We start from the raw sequence: 16,422 nt of genomic DNA, 5'->3' as shown, positions 1-16,422 counted from the left end.
GCGCTGTGCGCCGCCCCTTGATCTATTTAAGAACAATTCGGCAATGAGAGAGGCAGGCGGCGGGCCGGGGGGTGAGGCGTGGTGGGTCGCGGGGGCGTTCGGCGGGTAGGGCTGGGGGTAGGGTGCGCGTCGTGAGGTGGAGCGCTGCGCCTGCGGCGGTTGCTGACCGGTCTCGACGGTTGCACGGTCGGGCGGCTGTCGCCGGGAGGGGGCCGGGTGCGCTGCGCCGTGACGGCCCTCTCTTGTTGTCCGGCTGCGGCGATGATGCGGATCGGGTGCTGGCATCGGGGGGTCACAGGATCACGGCGGCTGGGCGGTGCGGTATCGGTGAGCGCCGGGCGTCCTGCGGGCAGGCTTAAGGGCCGGAGGCCCGGCTCTGCTTGGTCCGGTGTGATCGGTGCCGTAACGCCGCTGACGAGATCGGCACGAAAGATGCTGCTGTGGTGGGCCCGGGACGGGCAAGAGCGCCGGGATGAGCGGTATGCCGGGCGCTCTTGCCGTCCTCTTCACGCGGGGCCGGGTTTCCCCCGAAGCCGACCCGGCGGTGTGTCAGTGGTATCACGCTGGCGGTCGGCCGGTTCGGAGTGCAGGGGCTGCGGCGTGGTGCTGGGTCACGGAGTGGCCCTAGCGGCGGTCGGCCCGTGGGGTGTCCCCAAAGGCTTTTGGTTGATCTTGTGGGTGGGGCCGGGGCCGCCGGTCGTCGGCGGTCGAGGCGGCCCCGGCCGGAGGGGACACAAGGAGCGTAAGTGGATTTCTTGTGCAGGTTCGGTTGAGTGTGATGCAGATCACACCCTTAGGGCTGCGAGCTAACAGCATTGCTTAAAGGTGGATTACAGCGTCTCTGGAATGGCGTTTCCGCAGGTCAAACCGTGCGTTTTCGGATGATCTGCACAGAATCTAGACAAAATGTAGAGGCCGATGTCCGATTTGGCGCGCCGGGGCTGAGGCCGAAATGAGGTAGGTGAGGGTTAACGCACAATCGCACTTTCGTTTCCCTTGTGGTGGTCTGACGTGCGTGTTAGACAGATAGCTCGAACGTGCGCGCGAGAGGAGAAGGTGTGAGTTTACGAGATCCAATCCCGGTGGAATGCCGGGCCGTATTTCAGCACGGCGTGTTTGTGGTCGGGCCGGTAACCCCGGTTGCGGACTTCGATGCTGCGGTGCGTGGCACGCAGAAGCGGGACCCTGACACGGGCGAACCCGTGTGGCAGGTGACGGTGATGGACGCGGACCCGGAGACGCGGGCGGCGGACAAGACGATAGCGGTCAAGATCGCGAGTCCGGTGCAGCCGGTGGTGCCTCCGGTTCCGCCGCAGTTGGCGGCGCTTGGGCTGGAGATGGTGCCGGTCGAACTCGAAGGAGTGACGGTCCGGCCGTATGTGCCGGACGGTAGTTCGCGGATCGCTTGGAGTGTTCGGGCGCGTGGTATGCGGCTGGCGGGAACGGCGGTTGCGGCTGGTGAAGGTCGAGCGGCGGCGGGGACGCACTCGCGTCCGGCTGCTGGCGGCAGCGCGTAGCGCTGCTGAAGTTGGTGGGCGCGTAGCGCCGCACCTGCTTGTGGGCGCGTAGCGCCGACGTGCTTGTGAGCGCGTGGTACGGCAAGAGGCAAGGCAAGTCCCGGTGACGAGATGCCCCGGGCAGAGATGGTGACCCCGGCTGGGCCGGGTGAGGTGGGCAGGTTGGCCGCCTAGGAGATCGCGCCCTGAGGCCGCATGAAGACAGCGGAGACCGGATGCAGCGACTCGGCGGAGCCCTTAACCCCCTCTGAGTAGTGGACGCGTGGCAAGCGTGGGGCTGCCCCGTCCTGATCTTCATTCATGACGTGTGGCGACGCTGCGCGCCCTGGTGCCCGTGTGCGGGCGGCCGGTGGCGGCGGCGTGGTCGGCATCCCGCCTGGCGCGGTGTGGGCTCGTGTGCGGTGCCGGGATGTCGCCTGCCCGAAGAGAGGCGACGACCCCATGATGTTACGGAGAGTTAGCGGAGAGACGGCAGAGGAGTACGCGAGCGATCGGCCGGACGGCCGGTTGCACTGGCGGCCTACCGCGCTGAAGACACCGGCGATCTTCTTCCTGGTGATATGGGCGTGGCGGCTGGTCGCCGCTGTGGTCAAGACGGTGTGGCGGCATCCGGTCGCCTGCGCCTTGGTGGTGGTGCTGGGTGGTTACTGGTACCTGGTCGGCTGGCAGTCGGCGCTGATCTGGTACGGCTGCCTCCTCGGGTGGCTGGCGGTGTTCTGGCTGCTGCACCGGAACGGGTTCATGCGGCTGATCGGTTGGCCGTTCGTGTCGTGGCTGCGCTGGCTGTGGGTGTACCGGCGTCGCTGGCACGGGACGCTGATGGTGGCGGGGCTGGCGGGCCGCGTTGGCGGCCGGTCGTTCGTGCCCGACCTGGTGAAGGTTCGTAGCGACCGGTGGGCGGACACGGTGACGGTGCGGATGCTGCGCGGGCAGTCGCCGGAGCTGTGGGCAGAGCGCACGGTGAACCTGGCGCACGCGTTCGGCAGTGTGGCGTGCTTGATGCGGATCAAGCGGCCGGGCTGGCTGCTGCTGGTGCTGCAACGCGGTGACCGGTTGGCGGCGGTGATCAGCGCACGGCCTATCCCGCTGACGGCGGGTGTCGGGCCGGTCGAGATCGGCATGGACGAGCACGGCCGGGTCTACCGGCTGGCGGTGCACGGCACGCACATCTTGATCGTCGGCGCTACCGGCTCCGGTAAAGGGAGCTGGCTGTGGGGGCTGGTGCGCGGGCTGCTGCCCGGAGCCTTGGCCGGGCTGGTGGAGCTGTGGGGCATCGACGCCAAAGGGATGGAACTCGGGTTCGCCGAAGGGCTGTTTCACCGCTACGCGACGCGGGGTGAGGCGGCGGTCAAGCTGCTGGAGGCGGCGGTTGCCCGGATGCAGCAACGGGCGGAGCGCTACCGGGGCGTGACGCGTCGGCACGTGCCCACGACGGACGAGCCGTTCGTCCTGGTGGTGATCGATGAGGTGGCGTTCCTCACGGCTTATGAGCCGGACAGCCACCTGCGTAAGCGGGCGCTGGCGGCGCTGGCCACGCTGACCACGCAGGGCCGGGCCGTGGGGTTCGGCGTCGTGGCCGCGTTGCAGGACCCGAGGAAAGACATCCTCGACATCCGCCACCTGTTCCCGGACAAGATCGCGCTGCGCCTGGATGAGGCCGACCAAGTGGATCTCGCGCTCGGCAAGGGCGCGCGGGAGCGGGGCGCGCTGGCCGATGAGATCCCGCACAACCCGGACGATCCCAGCGTCGGGTCGGGGACGGCGTACGTGCGGCTGGAGGGCAAGCCGGAGCCGCTGCGGGTGCGGGCCGGGTGGATCAGTGACGGCGAGCTGAAGGAGATGGAAGCCGAGTACGGCGGGGCCGTGGCGGCGGGAGATCAGCCCGCCGAAACGAAGATCATCAACCCGGCGCCGGCGGTTACGTCACCCCCTCCGAACTGGGGAAACGGCGAAGAGAGCGACGAATGCGAGGCGGAGGAGCGGGGCCGCGCTGGCGGCAAGCGGCGCAAGGTCAACGGCAGCGAGCGGCCGGGCGGCAGACACGGCAAGGGCGGCAAGCGACGGCGCAAGAACGACGACGGCAGGGAGCGGTGATGAACGTACGTGAGCAACTGCTGGGGCTGTCCTGCGGGGCGTGCCAGGGCGAGGACATGTTGTGGCTGGATCTGGGCCTGCTGGTGGTGGAGTGCGCTGGGTGCGGGGCGCGTGCCCGGGTCGAGATCAACGGCGCGGACGGCGGGTGCCCGTTCAGGACGCGGTCCACTGGGGAGGGCCAGTGAGCCGCGAGCGGGGGCGGGCGCGCTGGATGACGCACGAGTACGTACGGGAGGTGCTGCGGCTGGAGACGCTGCAAGCACTCGCGCAAGCCAAGGGCGTGTGCATGCGGCCGATCGCCTACCGGGTGACGGACGTGCGCAACGGCACCCACAAGATCGTCAACGTGTCGTGCGGGGCGCGGCGTGAGACAGTCTGCGGGCCGTGTGCGCGGCGGGTGCGCTCGGCCCGGCAGCAACAGTGCCGGGAGGGCTGGCACCTGGACCAGGAGCCGGAACCGCTGAGCGGGCAGGCCGGGCGGGACCAGGAGTGCGAGCCGCAAGAGGCGGCTTGGCTGGGTGAGCACCGGGCGGAACTGCTGGCGCTGCGGGATGCGGCGCTGGCGGCCGGGAACACGGGCGAGGCTGCCGATTGGGCGGCGGCGTTGATCGGGCATGAGGCGGAGATGCGGTGGCTGGGCGTGCGCGTCGGTGGGCACGCGGCCAGTGACAGCGCAGAGGAAACCAAGGAGAGGGAGGAGACGGAGCCCGGGAGGGCAGAGGGTCAGACGGCAGCGGCCGATGCCGGGCGGGCCGGTGACCGGGTCGAAGCTGCGGTGAGTGAGACGACGGCCGGTGACGACGGGCCGGGGCGGCGGGTGCGCTCTACCTCACGGCGGCAGGACGCTCCGGCGCTGCCCAGACGGAGCGTGGAGCCGGGCACCCTCGGGCGGACGTTCGCCGGTCGCGCGGGGCGCACGTTCCGGCCAAGCATGTTCATTACGCTGACGCTCCCCTCCTATGGGCGGGTGCGGGACGGTGCGCCGGTCGATCCGGACCGGTACGACTACCGGCAGGCCGCGCGGGATGCGCTGCACTTCGGCAAGCTGATCGACCGCTTCATTCAGAACCTTCGCCGCGTTGCCGGGTATCAGGTGCAGTACTTCGCGGTGGTCGAACCACAGCGGCGGCTGGCTCCCCACCTGCACATCGCCATCCGGGGCACGATCCCCCGGGCGGCGGTCCGGCAGGTGGTGGAGGCCACCTACGCCCACGTCTGGTGGCCACCGACCGATGGGGCGGTGTTCGACGGCGAGAACACTCCGGTGTGGATGCCGGAGGCTGAGCGCTACATGGTGCCCACGACCGGCGAGGTCCTGCCGAGCTGGCAGGAGGCGTTAGACGCGCTGGATGACGACACCGATGCCGGGCCGCTGCATGTGGCGCGGTTCGGCAGTCAGCTCGACATTCAGGGGGTGTTGGCCGGGAGCCCGGACGCGGACATGCGGGTGCGCTACCTGACCAAGTACCTGACCAAGAGCATCCGGGATGTGGCCTACCCGGAGACGGGCGATGAGGCGAAAGGGGCCGATGGAGCGCCCGGGAGCCGGGCCAACAGTGCGGGGCGGCGACGGGCGCATGCGTGGCGGATGCTGGAGGAACTGCGGTGGGAGCCGTGCAGTCCGGGATGCGCGAACTGGCTGCGCTACGGGGTCACCCCGAAGGGAGCGCGGGCGGGCTTGGTGCCGGGCCAGTGCCGGGGGCGGGCTCACCTGGGCGTGCACATGGGCTACGCGGGTCGGCGGGTGCTGGTCTCGCGCCGCTGGTCCTCACGCACGCTGGGCGGGCTGATGCGGGAGCGGCGGGCCTGGGTCGCCGAAGCGCTGGGGCTGGGTGATGAGCTGGGCCGGGATGCTGATCCGGGCCGGTATGTGTGGGTGCGGCTGCAAGGCAGAGACCCCGAGATGCCGTCGCTGGCGAAACGGCTCATGACGCTGCTGGGCGAGCATGAACGCAACCGGAGGGCGCTGGAGGTGGCGCGGGCTGCGGAACGGGATCGGGGTGATCCTGGCGGGCAGGCCGGGGACGGCGAACAGGGGGCGACGTGACGGCGAATGCGTGCCGTCTGGATGCCCGCAGGGCACGCGTAGCGCGAGCTTTTCGCGAGTCCAGCCGGCGCGCTGCCCGGCAGGTGAGAAGCGGTTTCCCGACACGGGTCGGGGCTCGGATCGGGCTCATCTGGGGACGGCTGTCCAAGTTAGGGGTCGGCCGGTGACGCGGGACGGACAGTACGATGCGTCGGTGAGTGCCGCAGCGGAAGAGCGCGCCGAAGGCACCGCATTCGTTCTGACTTATGCGGGTCGGCGGGCTGGTGGTCGACGGCGGCCAGCGAACACGGAGCCTCGGGCGGGCGGGCGGGCCGACGACAGCGCGGGGCAGAGCGCGGCACCCCTTGATGATCGCGCTGGGGGGCCTGAACGCGGGTCGGACCGTAGGCGGCACCCCTACCCAAGCGCCCGTAAGGCGGGCGGGTCTGAGACTGGGTCAGTGGGTCGGCCGGGTGCATGGGGCGGGACTGCGGCGCTGGAGCGTGAGTATCTGGCGGCGTGCGGGTTCGCCTCGGAGGAAGAACGGCGAGCCTATTTCGAGAAACAGACGGCCGATTGGCCGCCGCTGTCGGATCGCGACCGGTTGCGGCTGCGCCTGCTGCTTCGGGCCGGTGATGAGTCGGACAGCGGCACGCGGTAGGTAGGGCTGCCCCTGGGTGCCGGAGCGGGGATTCCGGCACCCCGTGGGGGCTGCTAGGCGGCTAGGGGCTGGGTCGGCTCGGGGCGGGTCTTGGGCGTGATGGTGACCCTGTCCTTGATGGGGACGCGCTTGCCTCGGCCGATGCCGTGGAAGGTCACGGTGACGAGCATCTTGACCACCTCGCGCTGACGGCCTAGCCCGATCGCCTCCCACCAGTCACGGGCGCTGTCGTAGTCGAACAGATCGGACAGCGGGCTGTCAGAGGTGGCGCGGTTCATCTGCTCACGCAACCCGGCAATCTGCTCATCGGCGTAGCGCTTGGCTTCGGCCATCATGTCCTCATCCATCGTCTTCTGCACGAACATGCGGGCCGCCTGGCGCTTGCTCTCCTCAAGCTCGATGATCTGGGCCTGAATCCCGGCGAAATCGATCTCTTCCCGCTCGGCGGACGGAAGGAGGTCTTGCACGTCGTCGTGAGACAGACGGCCCAACACGTAGTCCCGGACGAACATGTCAGCGTGCACGGCGTCCGGCCCGTTGTGCCCGGTGATGCACTGATAGATGAGCTTGCCGTTCTTGCTGCGGGCGCGGTAGGTCGCGCCGCACTTGTCGCACAGCGCGATCAGGGAGTTGAGCCACTTGGGCACGTTGCCCGGTGAGGTGGTGCGGGTGGGGTCGTTCTTGATGACCCTCAGCGCCTCTTGCTGGTGCTCGGTCAGAATGGCGGGGTAGGCGTTGCGCTTGATGATCTCGCCGTTACGGACGCTGTGCCCGACGGTGCGCGGGTTGAGAAGGATCTGCCACACGGTACGGGAGTGCCAGCCTCCGGGCTCAACCTCCTTGCCTCCCTTGCGCAGGATGCGGCCATCGGTCTGGGATGCGGTGAGCACGCCGCGCTTGGCCATGCTGCGTAGCACGTGCCCCATCTTGACTCCGGCCAGAAGGTCACCTGCCCACCTGCGGATCTCGTTCGCCTCGGCCGGGTTGTGCTGGCCCATGTCCAAGACGGTGCGGTCCTCATACCGGCGGTCCTCCAGCGGCGCCTTCGGGTTGACGCACACGTGACGAACCCGGCCGGTGTCCACGCCCCAACCGTAGGGGCGCACCCCTCCGCCGTAGATGCCGTGGCGGGCCTGGCGCTTGCGGGCCTTGGTGACACGCTCGCCCCGGTGGGCTGACTCGTACTCGGCGTCAAGGGTGTCCTTGATCAGGTCGCGGCGTCCGGCTGCGGTCTCAAGGTTGTAGTGGGAACCCTTGGTGACCGAGTACAACTTGACCTTGGCTGCGCGGGCTACCTCGATGAACTGCAGTACTGCTTCCACGGTGCGGTTAAGGCGGTTGGCGTGCCAAATGATGATCGTGCGGATCTGGTTCTCGCGCATGTCAGCCAACAGGCGGTCATAGGCGGGACGCTGGACGTTGACCTTGAACGCGGATAGGTCGTTGTCCACGTAGCTTCGCGCGATCGTCTCGCCGAGCTGCTCGGCTGCTTCCTCGTTCTCGTCGTGCTGGTCGCCGACCCCATCGGCTGCGCCGGTCTTGTCGTAGCTGATGCGGCAGTAATCGACGACGACGCGGGCTTCTACTGCGGCTGCCAAAAGCCTCATGTTGCCTCCCTTTGCCCGGTTGACCTGCTCTTATCTCTATAATGGGCTATAAACCGTGCGTCGGGAAGACGACCGCCGTGCGCGTCCTGGCCACGCTGCTGCGGGCCGACGCGGGCAGCGCCACCGTGGGCGGGCTCGACGTGGTGCGCCACGCCGCCCGCGTACGCCGCCTGATCGGCCTGACCGGCCAGTACGCCTCGGTCGACGAGGACCTGACCGGCCGGGAGAACCTGGTGCTCATAGCCCGCCTGCTCGACCTACCTGGCAACCAGGCCAGGCACCGAGCGGCCGAGCTGCTCGCGGAGTTCGGGCTGGAGGCGGCGGCCGACCGCAGGTGCAAGACCTACTCGGGCGGGATGCGCCGCCGCCTCGACCTGGCCGCGAGCCTGGTCGGCCGTCCCGACGTGATCTTCCTGGACGAGCCGACCACCGGCCTGGACCCCGCCAAGCGCGAGGACGTCTGGACGATCGTCCGCGATCTGGTCGAGGACGGCGTGACCGTCCTGCTGACCACGCAATACCTGGAGGAAGCCGACGCGCTGGCCGACGACATCTCGGTCATCGACCACGGCAAGGTCATCGCGCACGGCAGCCCGGCCCAGCTCAAACGCGTCGTCGGCGGCCAGACCGCCCTCGTACGCCCCGCCGACCCCGAACGCCTGCCCGAAGCCGAGGCGATCCTGGCCCGCCTGTCCGGCCGCCGGCCCAAGCGCCCCGCCCGCGGCGTGGTCACGGTCCCGGTGGCCGGCGACGCCGCGTTCGCCGAGATCGTGGCCGCGCTGGCCGCGTCCGGCATCACCGCGGCCGAGCTGTCGCTGCATCTGCCCAGCCTGGACGAGGTCTTCTTCACCCTGACCGGACAACAAGAGGCCGCCGCATGACCCTCACCGTGGACAAGCAAGCTCCCGCACGCGCCCAGCCGCGCCCTTTCGCCCTGGTACGGCACAGCCTCGCCCTGGCCGGACGCAGCGTCACCAAGACCCTGCGCACCCCCGAGCAACTGCTCGACGTGACGATCCAGCCGCTGATGTTCCTGGTCGTCTTCGTGTTCCTGCTGGGCGGGGCGGTGTCGGGCTCCACCGGCGCGTACCTGCAACTCGTCCTGCCCGCGATGCTGGTGCAGGTCATGCTGATAGCCGCCATGTCCACCGGGGTGAACCTCAGCACCGACATCGACAAGGGCGTCTTCGACCGGTTCCGCGCGCTGCCCATCGGCCGCTCGGCGCCGTTGCTGGGGTCGGTGCTGGGGGATGTGATCAGGTATGTAGTGGCGACCGCCTCGATGCTGGGCTTCGGCACGCTGCTGGGGTTCCGGGCGCAGACCGGGCTGCTGGGCGTGCTGGCCGCGTGCCTGCTGACGATGTTCTTCGCGTTCTGTGTGAGCTGGGTGTTCGTCCTGTTCGGGATGATCGCCAGGACGCCGGGGGCGGTGCAGGGGCTGTCGTTCCTGGTGATCTTCCCGCTGACGTTCGGCACGAGCATGACCGCGCCCAAGGGCACCATGCCGGGCTGGCTGCAGATGTGGCTGAACGTCAATCCGGTCGAGCGGGTGATGGACGCCTCGCGGGCGCTCATGCTCGGCGGCCCGGCGGGTGGTCCGGTGCTGGCTTCGCTGGCATGGGGTCTGGGGATCGCGGCGGTGTTCGCGCCGCTGGCCGTACGGGCCTATCGGCGTCGCGCCTGAACCGGGGCTGAGGAACCTACGCACAGCCGTCGTCCTCCGGGAAACGAAGACCGGTCGCCGGACGCGTTCCGCCCAGCTCGCGCCCGGTCCGTGATCGCTATGACAACAGTTATCCCGCAACCCGTGCCGCCCAGGAGCCTGTTGGTGGGTTCATGGGCCGGTTGTGCCGCTGTGTTGATGCGTCGTCGGGCAAGTCTCCCCTGATCAAGATGCTCAGGCGGATGGATGGGGGAATGGATCATGGCGTTGCACAAGGCCACCGATCACAAGCAGGTCGACGACGCCACCGACCTGTTCGCCGGTCCGGTGGGCGTGCGCGTCGCGGCCAAGAACCGCATGCCGGAGCAGACGTCGCGGCCGGAGGCCGTCTACCAGATGCTCCGCAACGAGCTGCTGCTGGACGGCAACGCCTCGCAGAACCTGGCCACGTTCTGCACCACCTGGTCCGAGGACGAGGTGCATCGGCTGATGAACGAGTGCCTCGACAAGAACATGATCGACAAGGATGAGTACCCGCAGACCGCCGAGATCGAGGCGCGGTGCGTGAACATCCTGGCCGACCTGTGGAACGCCCCGGCCGGCGCGTCGCCGATGGGTTGCTCCACGACCGGTTCCAGCGAGGCGGCGATGCTCGGCGGGCTGGCGCTGAAGTGGCGCTGGCGGCAAAAGCGCCTGGCCGAGGGCAAGCCGGCCGACAGGCCGAACATCGTGGCGGGCCCCGTGCAGATCTGCTGGGACAAGTTCGCCCGCTACTTCGACGTCGAGATCCGCCAGGTGCCCCTGGAGAAGGGCGCGACCGGTCTGCGGCCGCACCAACTGGCCCAGTACGTCGATGAGAACACGATCGGTGTGGTCGCGATCCTCGGGGTCACCTTCACCTGCGACTTCGAGCCGGTGGCCGAGCTGTCGGCCGAGCTGGACCGGATCCAGGCCGAGACCGGCCTGGACATCCCGATCCACGTGGACGCGGCCAGCGGCGGGTTCATCGCCCCGTTCCTGTATCCGGAGCTGGTGTGGGACTTCCGCGTCGAGCGGGTCGCCTCCATCAACGCCTCCGGCCACAAGTACGGCATGGCCCCGCTCGGCGTCGGCTGGGTGGTGTGGCGCGAGCCCGCCCTGCTGCCCGAGGACCTGATCTTCCGCGTCGACTACCTCGGCGGCGACATGCCGACCTTCGCGCTGAACTTCTCCCGCCCCGGCGGGGAGATCATCGCGCAGTACTACCTGTTCCAGCGGCTGGGCAGGCAGGGCTACCGCGAGGTGTACGAAGCCTGCGCGGCCACCGCCCAGTACCTGGGCAAGGAGGTCGCCGCCATGGGCCCCTTCGAGCTGCTCTACGACGGGCGGGGCGCGCTGCCCGCCATCTCCTACAAGCTCAAGGACCCGGACGGCGCGGGCTTCACGCTCTACGACCTGACCGACCAGCTGCGCATGCGCGGCTGGCAGGTGCCCGCCTACCCGCTGCCCGCCGAGCAGCAGGACACCGTCATCCAGCGCATCCTCATCCGGCACGGCATCGGCAGGGACGAGATGGCGCTGCTGGCCGAGGACATGCGCCGCGCCCTGCACCGCCTGACCGCGGGCAAGCCGGCCGAGCTGCCCGAGGACGTGTCCCGGATCGGATTCCACCACTGATGACCACACCCGCCGCGCCTGAGGCTCCCGGCGTGCCCGCCGATCTCGACCTTGCCGCGATCGTCGAACAGGCGGTGGCCGCCGCCACCCCGCACATCGGCGAGGGCAAGGTCGCCGACTACATCCCGGACCTGGCCAAGGTCGACCCCGGCCAGTTCGGCTTCGCCGTAGCCACCCTCGACGGGCAGATGCACACCGGCGGGCAGGCCGACGTGCCGTTCGCGATCGAGAGCATCTCCAAGCTGTTCGCCCTGTCTCTGGTGCTGTCGCGCGATGACGGCGCTCTGTGGCAGCGGGTACGGCGGGAGCCGTCAGGCGAGCCGTTCAACGACCTGATCTTGCTGGAGCTCGAGAAGGGCATCCCGCGCAACCCGTTCATCAACCCCGGCGCGATCGTGGTCACCGACCAGCTCCTGACCTACACCGGCGACGCGTTCGCCGCGATCCGCACCCTGCTGCGCGAGGAGAGCGGCAATCCGCAGTTGCACGAGGACGGCGTCACCGCCCGCTCCGAGGCCCGCACCGGCAACCGAAACCGGGCGCTGGCCTACCTGATGGCCGACTTCGAGAACATGACCAACCCGGTTCCCGACACGCTCGACCACTACTTCAGCCAGTGCTCGATCATGATCACCTGCGCCGAGCTGGCCAGGGCCGGGCTGCTGGTGGCCGGGCACGGACTGCGCGCCGACGGCACCCGCCTGATCAGCCAACAGGACGCACGCAGGATCACCGCGATCACGCTGACCTGCGGCACCTACGACGAAGCGGGAGACTTCGCCTACCGGGTCGGCCTGCCGTGCAAGAGCGGGGTCGGCGGCGGGATCCTGGCGATCGTGCCGGGCAGGTGCAGTGTCGCGGCCTGGGGGCCGGGCCTGGACCCGCACGGGAACTCGGTCTCGGCGACGATCGCGCTGGAGACCTTCGCGAAGACGAGCGGGCTGTCGCTCTTCTGATCACTTGTGTTGGCAGGGGGGAATCCGTCATGAGCGACACCCGAGGCCCGGCGCGGGGGCAGAGCGCCAGATACATGGCGGTCTCCACCCTGGGGCTGGTGACCGCCGCCTCCATCGTCACCTCGCTGCGCGGGCTGGCGATGATGGCCAAGGAAGAGCTGACGATGTTCGCCTACATCGGCTTTTCCACCTTTCTGTTCCTGATCCCGGTCGGGCTCGTGGCAGCCGAACTCGGCGGCGCGTTCGGCAAGCGGGAGGGCGGCCTGTATGTGTGGGTCGGCGAGGCGTTCGGCAAGCGCACCGGCTTCGTGGCGATCTTCCTGACCTGGGTGCAGAACATCGTCTGGTACCCGACCGGCCTGACCTTCGCCGCGGTCGCGGCCGCCTTCGCCATCGGCAAGCCCGACCTGGCGGGCAACCACGTCTTCATCGGGGTCTTCATCGTCGTGGCGTTCTGGCTGTGCACGGCCGTGGCGCTGGTCAGCAACCACTTCGCCACCAAGGTGGCCAAATACGGGTTCATGGCCGGCACCGTCGTACCGGGCGTCATCCTGATCGCCCTGTTCGTCGCCTGGATCGTCACCGGCCACGGCGCCGGCTGGAACGAGGCGACCAACCAGGCCGTGGCCACCGTCACCGACGGCCACCCGCACCCGCGCTGGTTCCCCTACATCACCGGCCTGGCCGGGCTGGCGTTCCTGTCCGGGATCCTGCTGAACTTCGCCGGCGTGGAGTCCCAGGCCGTGCACGCCAGCGAGCTCAAGGACCCCAAGCGCGGCTACCCGATCGTCATCATGATCGCCGCCGCCGTCGCATTCACCATCTTCACCCTCGGCGCGCTGGCCGTGGCCGGCATCCTGCCGTACCGGCAGATCGATGTGACCACCGGCGTGTTCGACGCGCTGAGCACAGCCTTCACGACGTTGATGAGCATGTCGTGGCCGGTGCAGGTGCTCGCCGTGCTGATCTGTTACGGCGCGCTCGGCGGTGTGCTGGCCTGGATCACCGGGCCCAGCCGCGGCGTGCTGGCCACCGCCAAGGACGGGCTGCTCCCGCCGGTCATGCAGAAGACCAACAAGGCCGGTGTGCAGCGCAACATCCTGCTCATCCAAGCCGTGATCGTCTCGGTCTTCGCGCTGCTCTACCTGCTGATGGACAACGTCAACACGGTGTTCTTCCTGATCTCGGCGATGGCCGTCAGCCTGTACATCATCGTCTACATGCTCATCTACGCCTCGGCGATCCGGCTGCGCTACACCCAGCCCGACCTGCCGCGCTCCTTCCGCGTCCCGGGCGGCATGACCGGCATGTGGCTGGTGGCCGGGATCGGCTTCCTGGCCGTCGCGTTCGCGTTCGTCCTGGCCTTCGTCCCGCCCTCCCAGCTACCCATCGGCAGCCCCGCCCTGTACGTGGGACTCGTCGCCGCCGGCGCGATCATCTTCACCGGAGCGCCACTGGTCATCGAACGCCTGGCCAAGCCGTCCTGGAAACCGCACGCCACCGACACGACGCCCTCTCGGGCGGCCCCGGTGGCCCGGCAACAACGCAAGCCCACCGACCAACACGACCCGCCTGCGTGAGACGACACAGACCGTGAACCCCGGCCACAGCGCGTGGCCGCTCATGACACCCGGCCCAGCACCCGCAGGACGACCTGCCCGTGAACGCTGTCGCTTTCCGGATGGCCTGCGCGTCTTCGGGGTAGGGACGACAGAAACGCCGTGTCGTGACCTGAAGATTCTTTCCCGGCGATGTCGAATCCCCCGGTGCCCCGTTCGTCGGTGGGCGAAGCCACGTACCAAAGGAGGAGACTGACCATGAACGACAACCTCAACGAGGCGACAGCCCTCGCCCGCAACGCACCCAGCATGCCCGAAGCCGTCGACCGGGCCACTTTCCACGCCCAGGTGGACGAGTTGCGGGCCCGGGAGAAGGCGCACACGCGCGAAGGCGACGCGATCGCCGCGGCCCGGCGCCGGCTGCCCATGGTCGAGGTGGATCCCACGACCGAGCTGATCGGGCCTGACGGGCCGGTCAGCCTGCTGGAGACGTTCGAGGGACGGCGGCAACTGCTCGCCTACTACTTCATGTGGCGCGACGGCCGTCCCGCCGCCGAGCAGTGCGAAGGCTGCACCTGGTGCGGCGGCCAGATCTCGGAGCTGTCCTACCTGCACTCGCGCGACATCACCTACGCCGTCTTCTGCCAGGGCCCGTACCAGGAAAGCCGCCGTTATCGCGACTTCATGGGCTGGGACATGCCGTGGTACTCGGCGAAGGCCTCCCTCGGCACGCTGCTCGCCGGGCAGGAGGGCTCGATGCAACTGGTGAGCTACCTGCGCGACGGCGAGCGCGTCTTCGAGACGTACTGGACGACCGGCCGCGGCGTGGAGGCGATGGACTACAGCCTCGCGCTCATGGACCTCACCGTGTACGGCCGCCAGCACCCGGGCGAGGACTCGCCTCCCGGCTGGCCGCAGGCGTGGCGGGAGGAGGCACCCACGGAGTACTGGCGGATCGACGGACGCCCGCTCTCCCAGTGGTCGCGCATCGAAGCCGGACGCTCCGACGACCTCACCACCGCGCCTTGATCGTGCGGGTGGGCGTGCCATAGTGCTGTAGATGAAGTACGCACTGGTGATCTGGCACGGTGAGGAACACTCGGAATCGCCGCAGGAGATCCATGCGTGGCCGGAGCACGAGGCCTGGTTCGCCGACCTCGAGGCACGCGGGGTCTACCGGGGCGGCCACCGCCTGCGACCGGCGGCCACCACGAAGGTGCGGGTGCGCGACGGTGAGACGCTGATCTCGGACGGCCCGTACGCGGAGACCAAGGACCTGATCGGCGGCTTCCTCGTGGTCGAGTGCGAGCATCTGGACGAGGCGATCGAGATCGCGGCGGGGCACCCGTTCGCCGCTTTCGGCACCGTCGAGGTGCGGCCGGTGTGGGAGTGAGCGATGCGGTCGAATCGGCGGTGGCCGCGGCGTTCGCGGCGGAGTGGGGACAGGTCGTCGCGACGCTGATCCGGGTGACCGGTGACTGGGATCTGGCCGAGGACTGCGCCGCTGACGCGTTCGCGACGGCCCTCGATCGGTGGCGGCACGACGGCATTCCCGACAACCCGGGCGCCTGGCTCACCACGACGGCGCGTAACCGGGCCATGGACCTGCTCCGGCGCGAAGCCGTCGGCGCCGCCAAGGTGCGCCAGGCCGCCGTGCTGGCCCGCGCCGCCGAGGAGCCGGGGGAGCCGGACGAGGTTCCCGACGACCGGCTCCGGCTGATCTTCACCTGCTGCCATCCGGCGCTGCCGTTCGACGCGCGGGTCGCGCTGACGCTGCGGACACTGGCCGGGCTGACGACGGCGGAGATCGCGCGGGCGTTCCTGGCGGCGGAGCCGGCCATGTACCAGCGGCTGACCAGGGCGAAGAAGAAGATCCGCGAAGCGGGCATCCCGTACCGGGTCCCGCCCGCGCAGCTGCTGCCCGGCCGCCTGCGGGCCGTCCTCGCGGTGATCTACCTGCTGTTCAACGAGGGGTACGCGGCCAGCGCCGGCGACCGCCTCGTCCGGCAGGACCTGAGCGCCGAGGCGATCCGGCTGGCCCGCCTGCTCGTCCGGCTGCTGCCCGAGCCGGAGGCGCGGAGCCTGCTCGCGCTGATGCTGCTGCACGACGCGCGGCGCCCGGCCCGGGTCGACGAGGCGGGCGTGCTGGTCCCGCTGGAGCACCAGGATCGATCCCGCTGGGACCGGGCCAAGATCACTGAAGGGGTCCGGCTGCTGCCCGGCACCCCCGGCCCGTACCAGCTCCAGGCGGCGATCGCGGCCTGCCACGCGACGGCCCCGAGCGTCGAGGCGACCGACTGGCCGGAGATCGTCCGGCTCTACGATGACCTGCTGGAACTGGTGCCCGCGCCCGTCGTCCGGCTCAACCGCGCGGTCGCCGTCGCGATGGCCGACGGCCCCGAGGCCGGGCTCGTCCTGGTCGAGGAGCTCGCCGCCGCGGGCGAGCTCGCCGGCTACCATCTGCTCCCTGCCACGCGGGCCGACCTGCTGCGCAGGCAGGGCTCCTACGGGCGGGCGGCGCGGGCGTACCGTGAGGCGCTGGTTCTGGCGCCGACCGACGCCGACCGCGCCTACCTGCGGGGGCGGCTGGAGGAGACCGAACGTCTCAGGCCGGGAAAACCGGCGAGAGGCCGATCTTGAAGTTGACCGAGTTGGCGATGAAGCACAGCTCGTCCGGGTGTCG

13 protein-coding genes are annotated in these 16,422 nt (G+C 69.5%); 12 read left to right on the top strand and 1 reads right to left on the bottom strand.

The annotated features are described in order from the left end of the window. Positions 1-1,058: 1,058 nt before the first annotated feature. The 4 genes from ACFWYW_RS51485 (at position 1,059) to ACFWYW_RS51470 (ending at position 5,658) form a co-directional block, all read left to right on the top strand. Positions 1,059-1,517: a plasmid replication, integration and excision activator gene (locus ACFWYW_RS51485; RefSeq protein ID WP_379622809.1), complete on the top strand. Its 459-nt coding sequence runs from the start codon at positions 1,059-1,061 to the stop codon at positions 1,515-1,517. Positions 1,518-2,024: 507 nt separating this feature from the next. Then, entirely contained in the window at positions 2,025-3,611 is a 1,587-nt protein-coding gene (locus tag ACFWYW_RS51480) for an FtsK/SpoIIIE domain-containing protein (RefSeq protein WP_379622811.1), read from the top strand. After that, entirely contained in the window at positions 3,611-3,796 is a 186-nt protein-coding gene (locus ACFWYW_RS51475; RefSeq protein WP_379622814.1) for a hypothetical protein, read from the top strand. Before ACFWYW_RS51480 ends, ACFWYW_RS51475 begins: the two co-directional genes overlap by 1 nt. Next, positions 3,793-5,658 carry a replication initiator gene (locus ACFWYW_RS51470; RefSeq protein WP_379622816.1) on the top strand — a complete coding sequence of 622 codons (1,866 nt, stop codon included), beginning with the start codon at positions 3,793-3,795 and terminating at the stop codon, positions 5,656-5,658. Before ACFWYW_RS51475 ends, ACFWYW_RS51470 begins: the two co-directional genes overlap by 4 nt. Before the next feature lie 693 nt (positions 5,659-6,351). Here the strand turns inward: ACFWYW_RS51470 and ACFWYW_RS51465 are convergent. Next, positions 6,352-7,905, bottom strand: a complete 1,554-nt coding sequence (locus tag ACFWYW_RS51465) for a recombinase family protein (RefSeq protein ID WP_379622818.1) — start codon at positions 7,903-7,905, stop codon at positions 6,352-6,354. A 41-nt stretch (positions 7,906-7,946) separates the two neighbouring features. On the opposite strand from ACFWYW_RS51465, the gene ACFWYW_RS51460 reads away from it, so the two are divergent. From ACFWYW_RS51460 to ACFWYW_RS51425, 8 genes are all read left to right on the top strand, one after another. Further along, positions 7,947-8,786, top strand: coding sequence for an ATP-binding cassette domain-containing protein (locus ACFWYW_RS51460; protein WP_379622820.1), 840 nt, complete (start codon positions 7,947-7,949; stop codon positions 8,784-8,786). Continuing rightward, positions 8,783-9,589 (top strand): ABC transporter permease, encoded by an 807-nt coding sequence (locus tag ACFWYW_RS51455; RefSeq protein WP_379622823.1) that lies wholly within the window; start codon positions 8,783-8,785, stop codon positions 9,587-9,589. The genes ACFWYW_RS51460 and ACFWYW_RS51455 overlap by 4 nt, the downstream gene beginning before the upstream one ends. Positions 9,590-9,829: 240 nt before the next feature. Then, positions 9,830-11,224, top strand: coding sequence for a glutamate decarboxylase (locus ACFWYW_RS51450; protein WP_379622825.1), 1,395 nt, complete (start codon positions 9,830-9,832; stop codon positions 11,222-11,224). Continuing rightward, complete coding sequence (locus tag ACFWYW_RS51445; protein ID WP_379622827.1) at positions 11,224-12,180, top strand: glutaminase; 957 nt, start codon at positions 11,224-11,226, stop codon at positions 12,178-12,180. The genes ACFWYW_RS51450 and ACFWYW_RS51445 overlap by 1 nt, the downstream gene beginning before the upstream one ends. Before the next feature lie 29 nt (positions 12,181-12,209). Then, on the top strand, positions 12,210-13,760 hold the full coding sequence (locus ACFWYW_RS51440; protein ID WP_379622829.1) for an amino acid permease: 1,551 nt from the start codon (positions 12,210-12,212) through the stop codon (positions 13,758-13,760). Positions 13,761-13,997: 237 nt separating this feature from the next. Beyond that, positions 13,998-14,768 (top strand): DUF899 family protein, encoded by a 771-nt coding sequence (locus ACFWYW_RS51435; RefSeq protein WP_379622831.1) that lies wholly within the window; start codon positions 13,998-14,000, stop codon positions 14,766-14,768. Positions 14,769-14,799: 31 nt separating this feature from the next. Beyond that, a complete protein-coding gene (locus tag ACFWYW_RS51430; protein WP_379622833.1) occupies positions 14,800-15,132 on the top strand; it encodes a YciI family protein in 333 nt (110 codons plus the stop codon). Then, positions 15,123-16,379 carry an RNA polymerase sigma factor gene (locus ACFWYW_RS51425; RefSeq protein ID WP_379622835.1) on the top strand — a complete coding sequence of 419 codons (1,257 nt, stop codon included), beginning with the start codon at positions 15,123-15,125 and terminating at the stop codon, positions 16,377-16,379. The genes ACFWYW_RS51430 and ACFWYW_RS51425 overlap by 10 nt, the downstream gene beginning before the upstream one ends. Positions 16,380-16,422 lie beyond the last annotated feature (43 nt).

Origin of the sequence: Nonomuraea sp. NPDC059023 (assembly GCF_042740095.1) — a bacterium.
GTDB lineage: Bacteria > Actinomycetota > Actinomycetes > Streptosporangiales > Streptosporangiaceae > Nonomuraea.
Note: the sequence above shows the minus strand (reverse complement) of the source record. Positions and strands in the feature narration are given on the sequence as shown.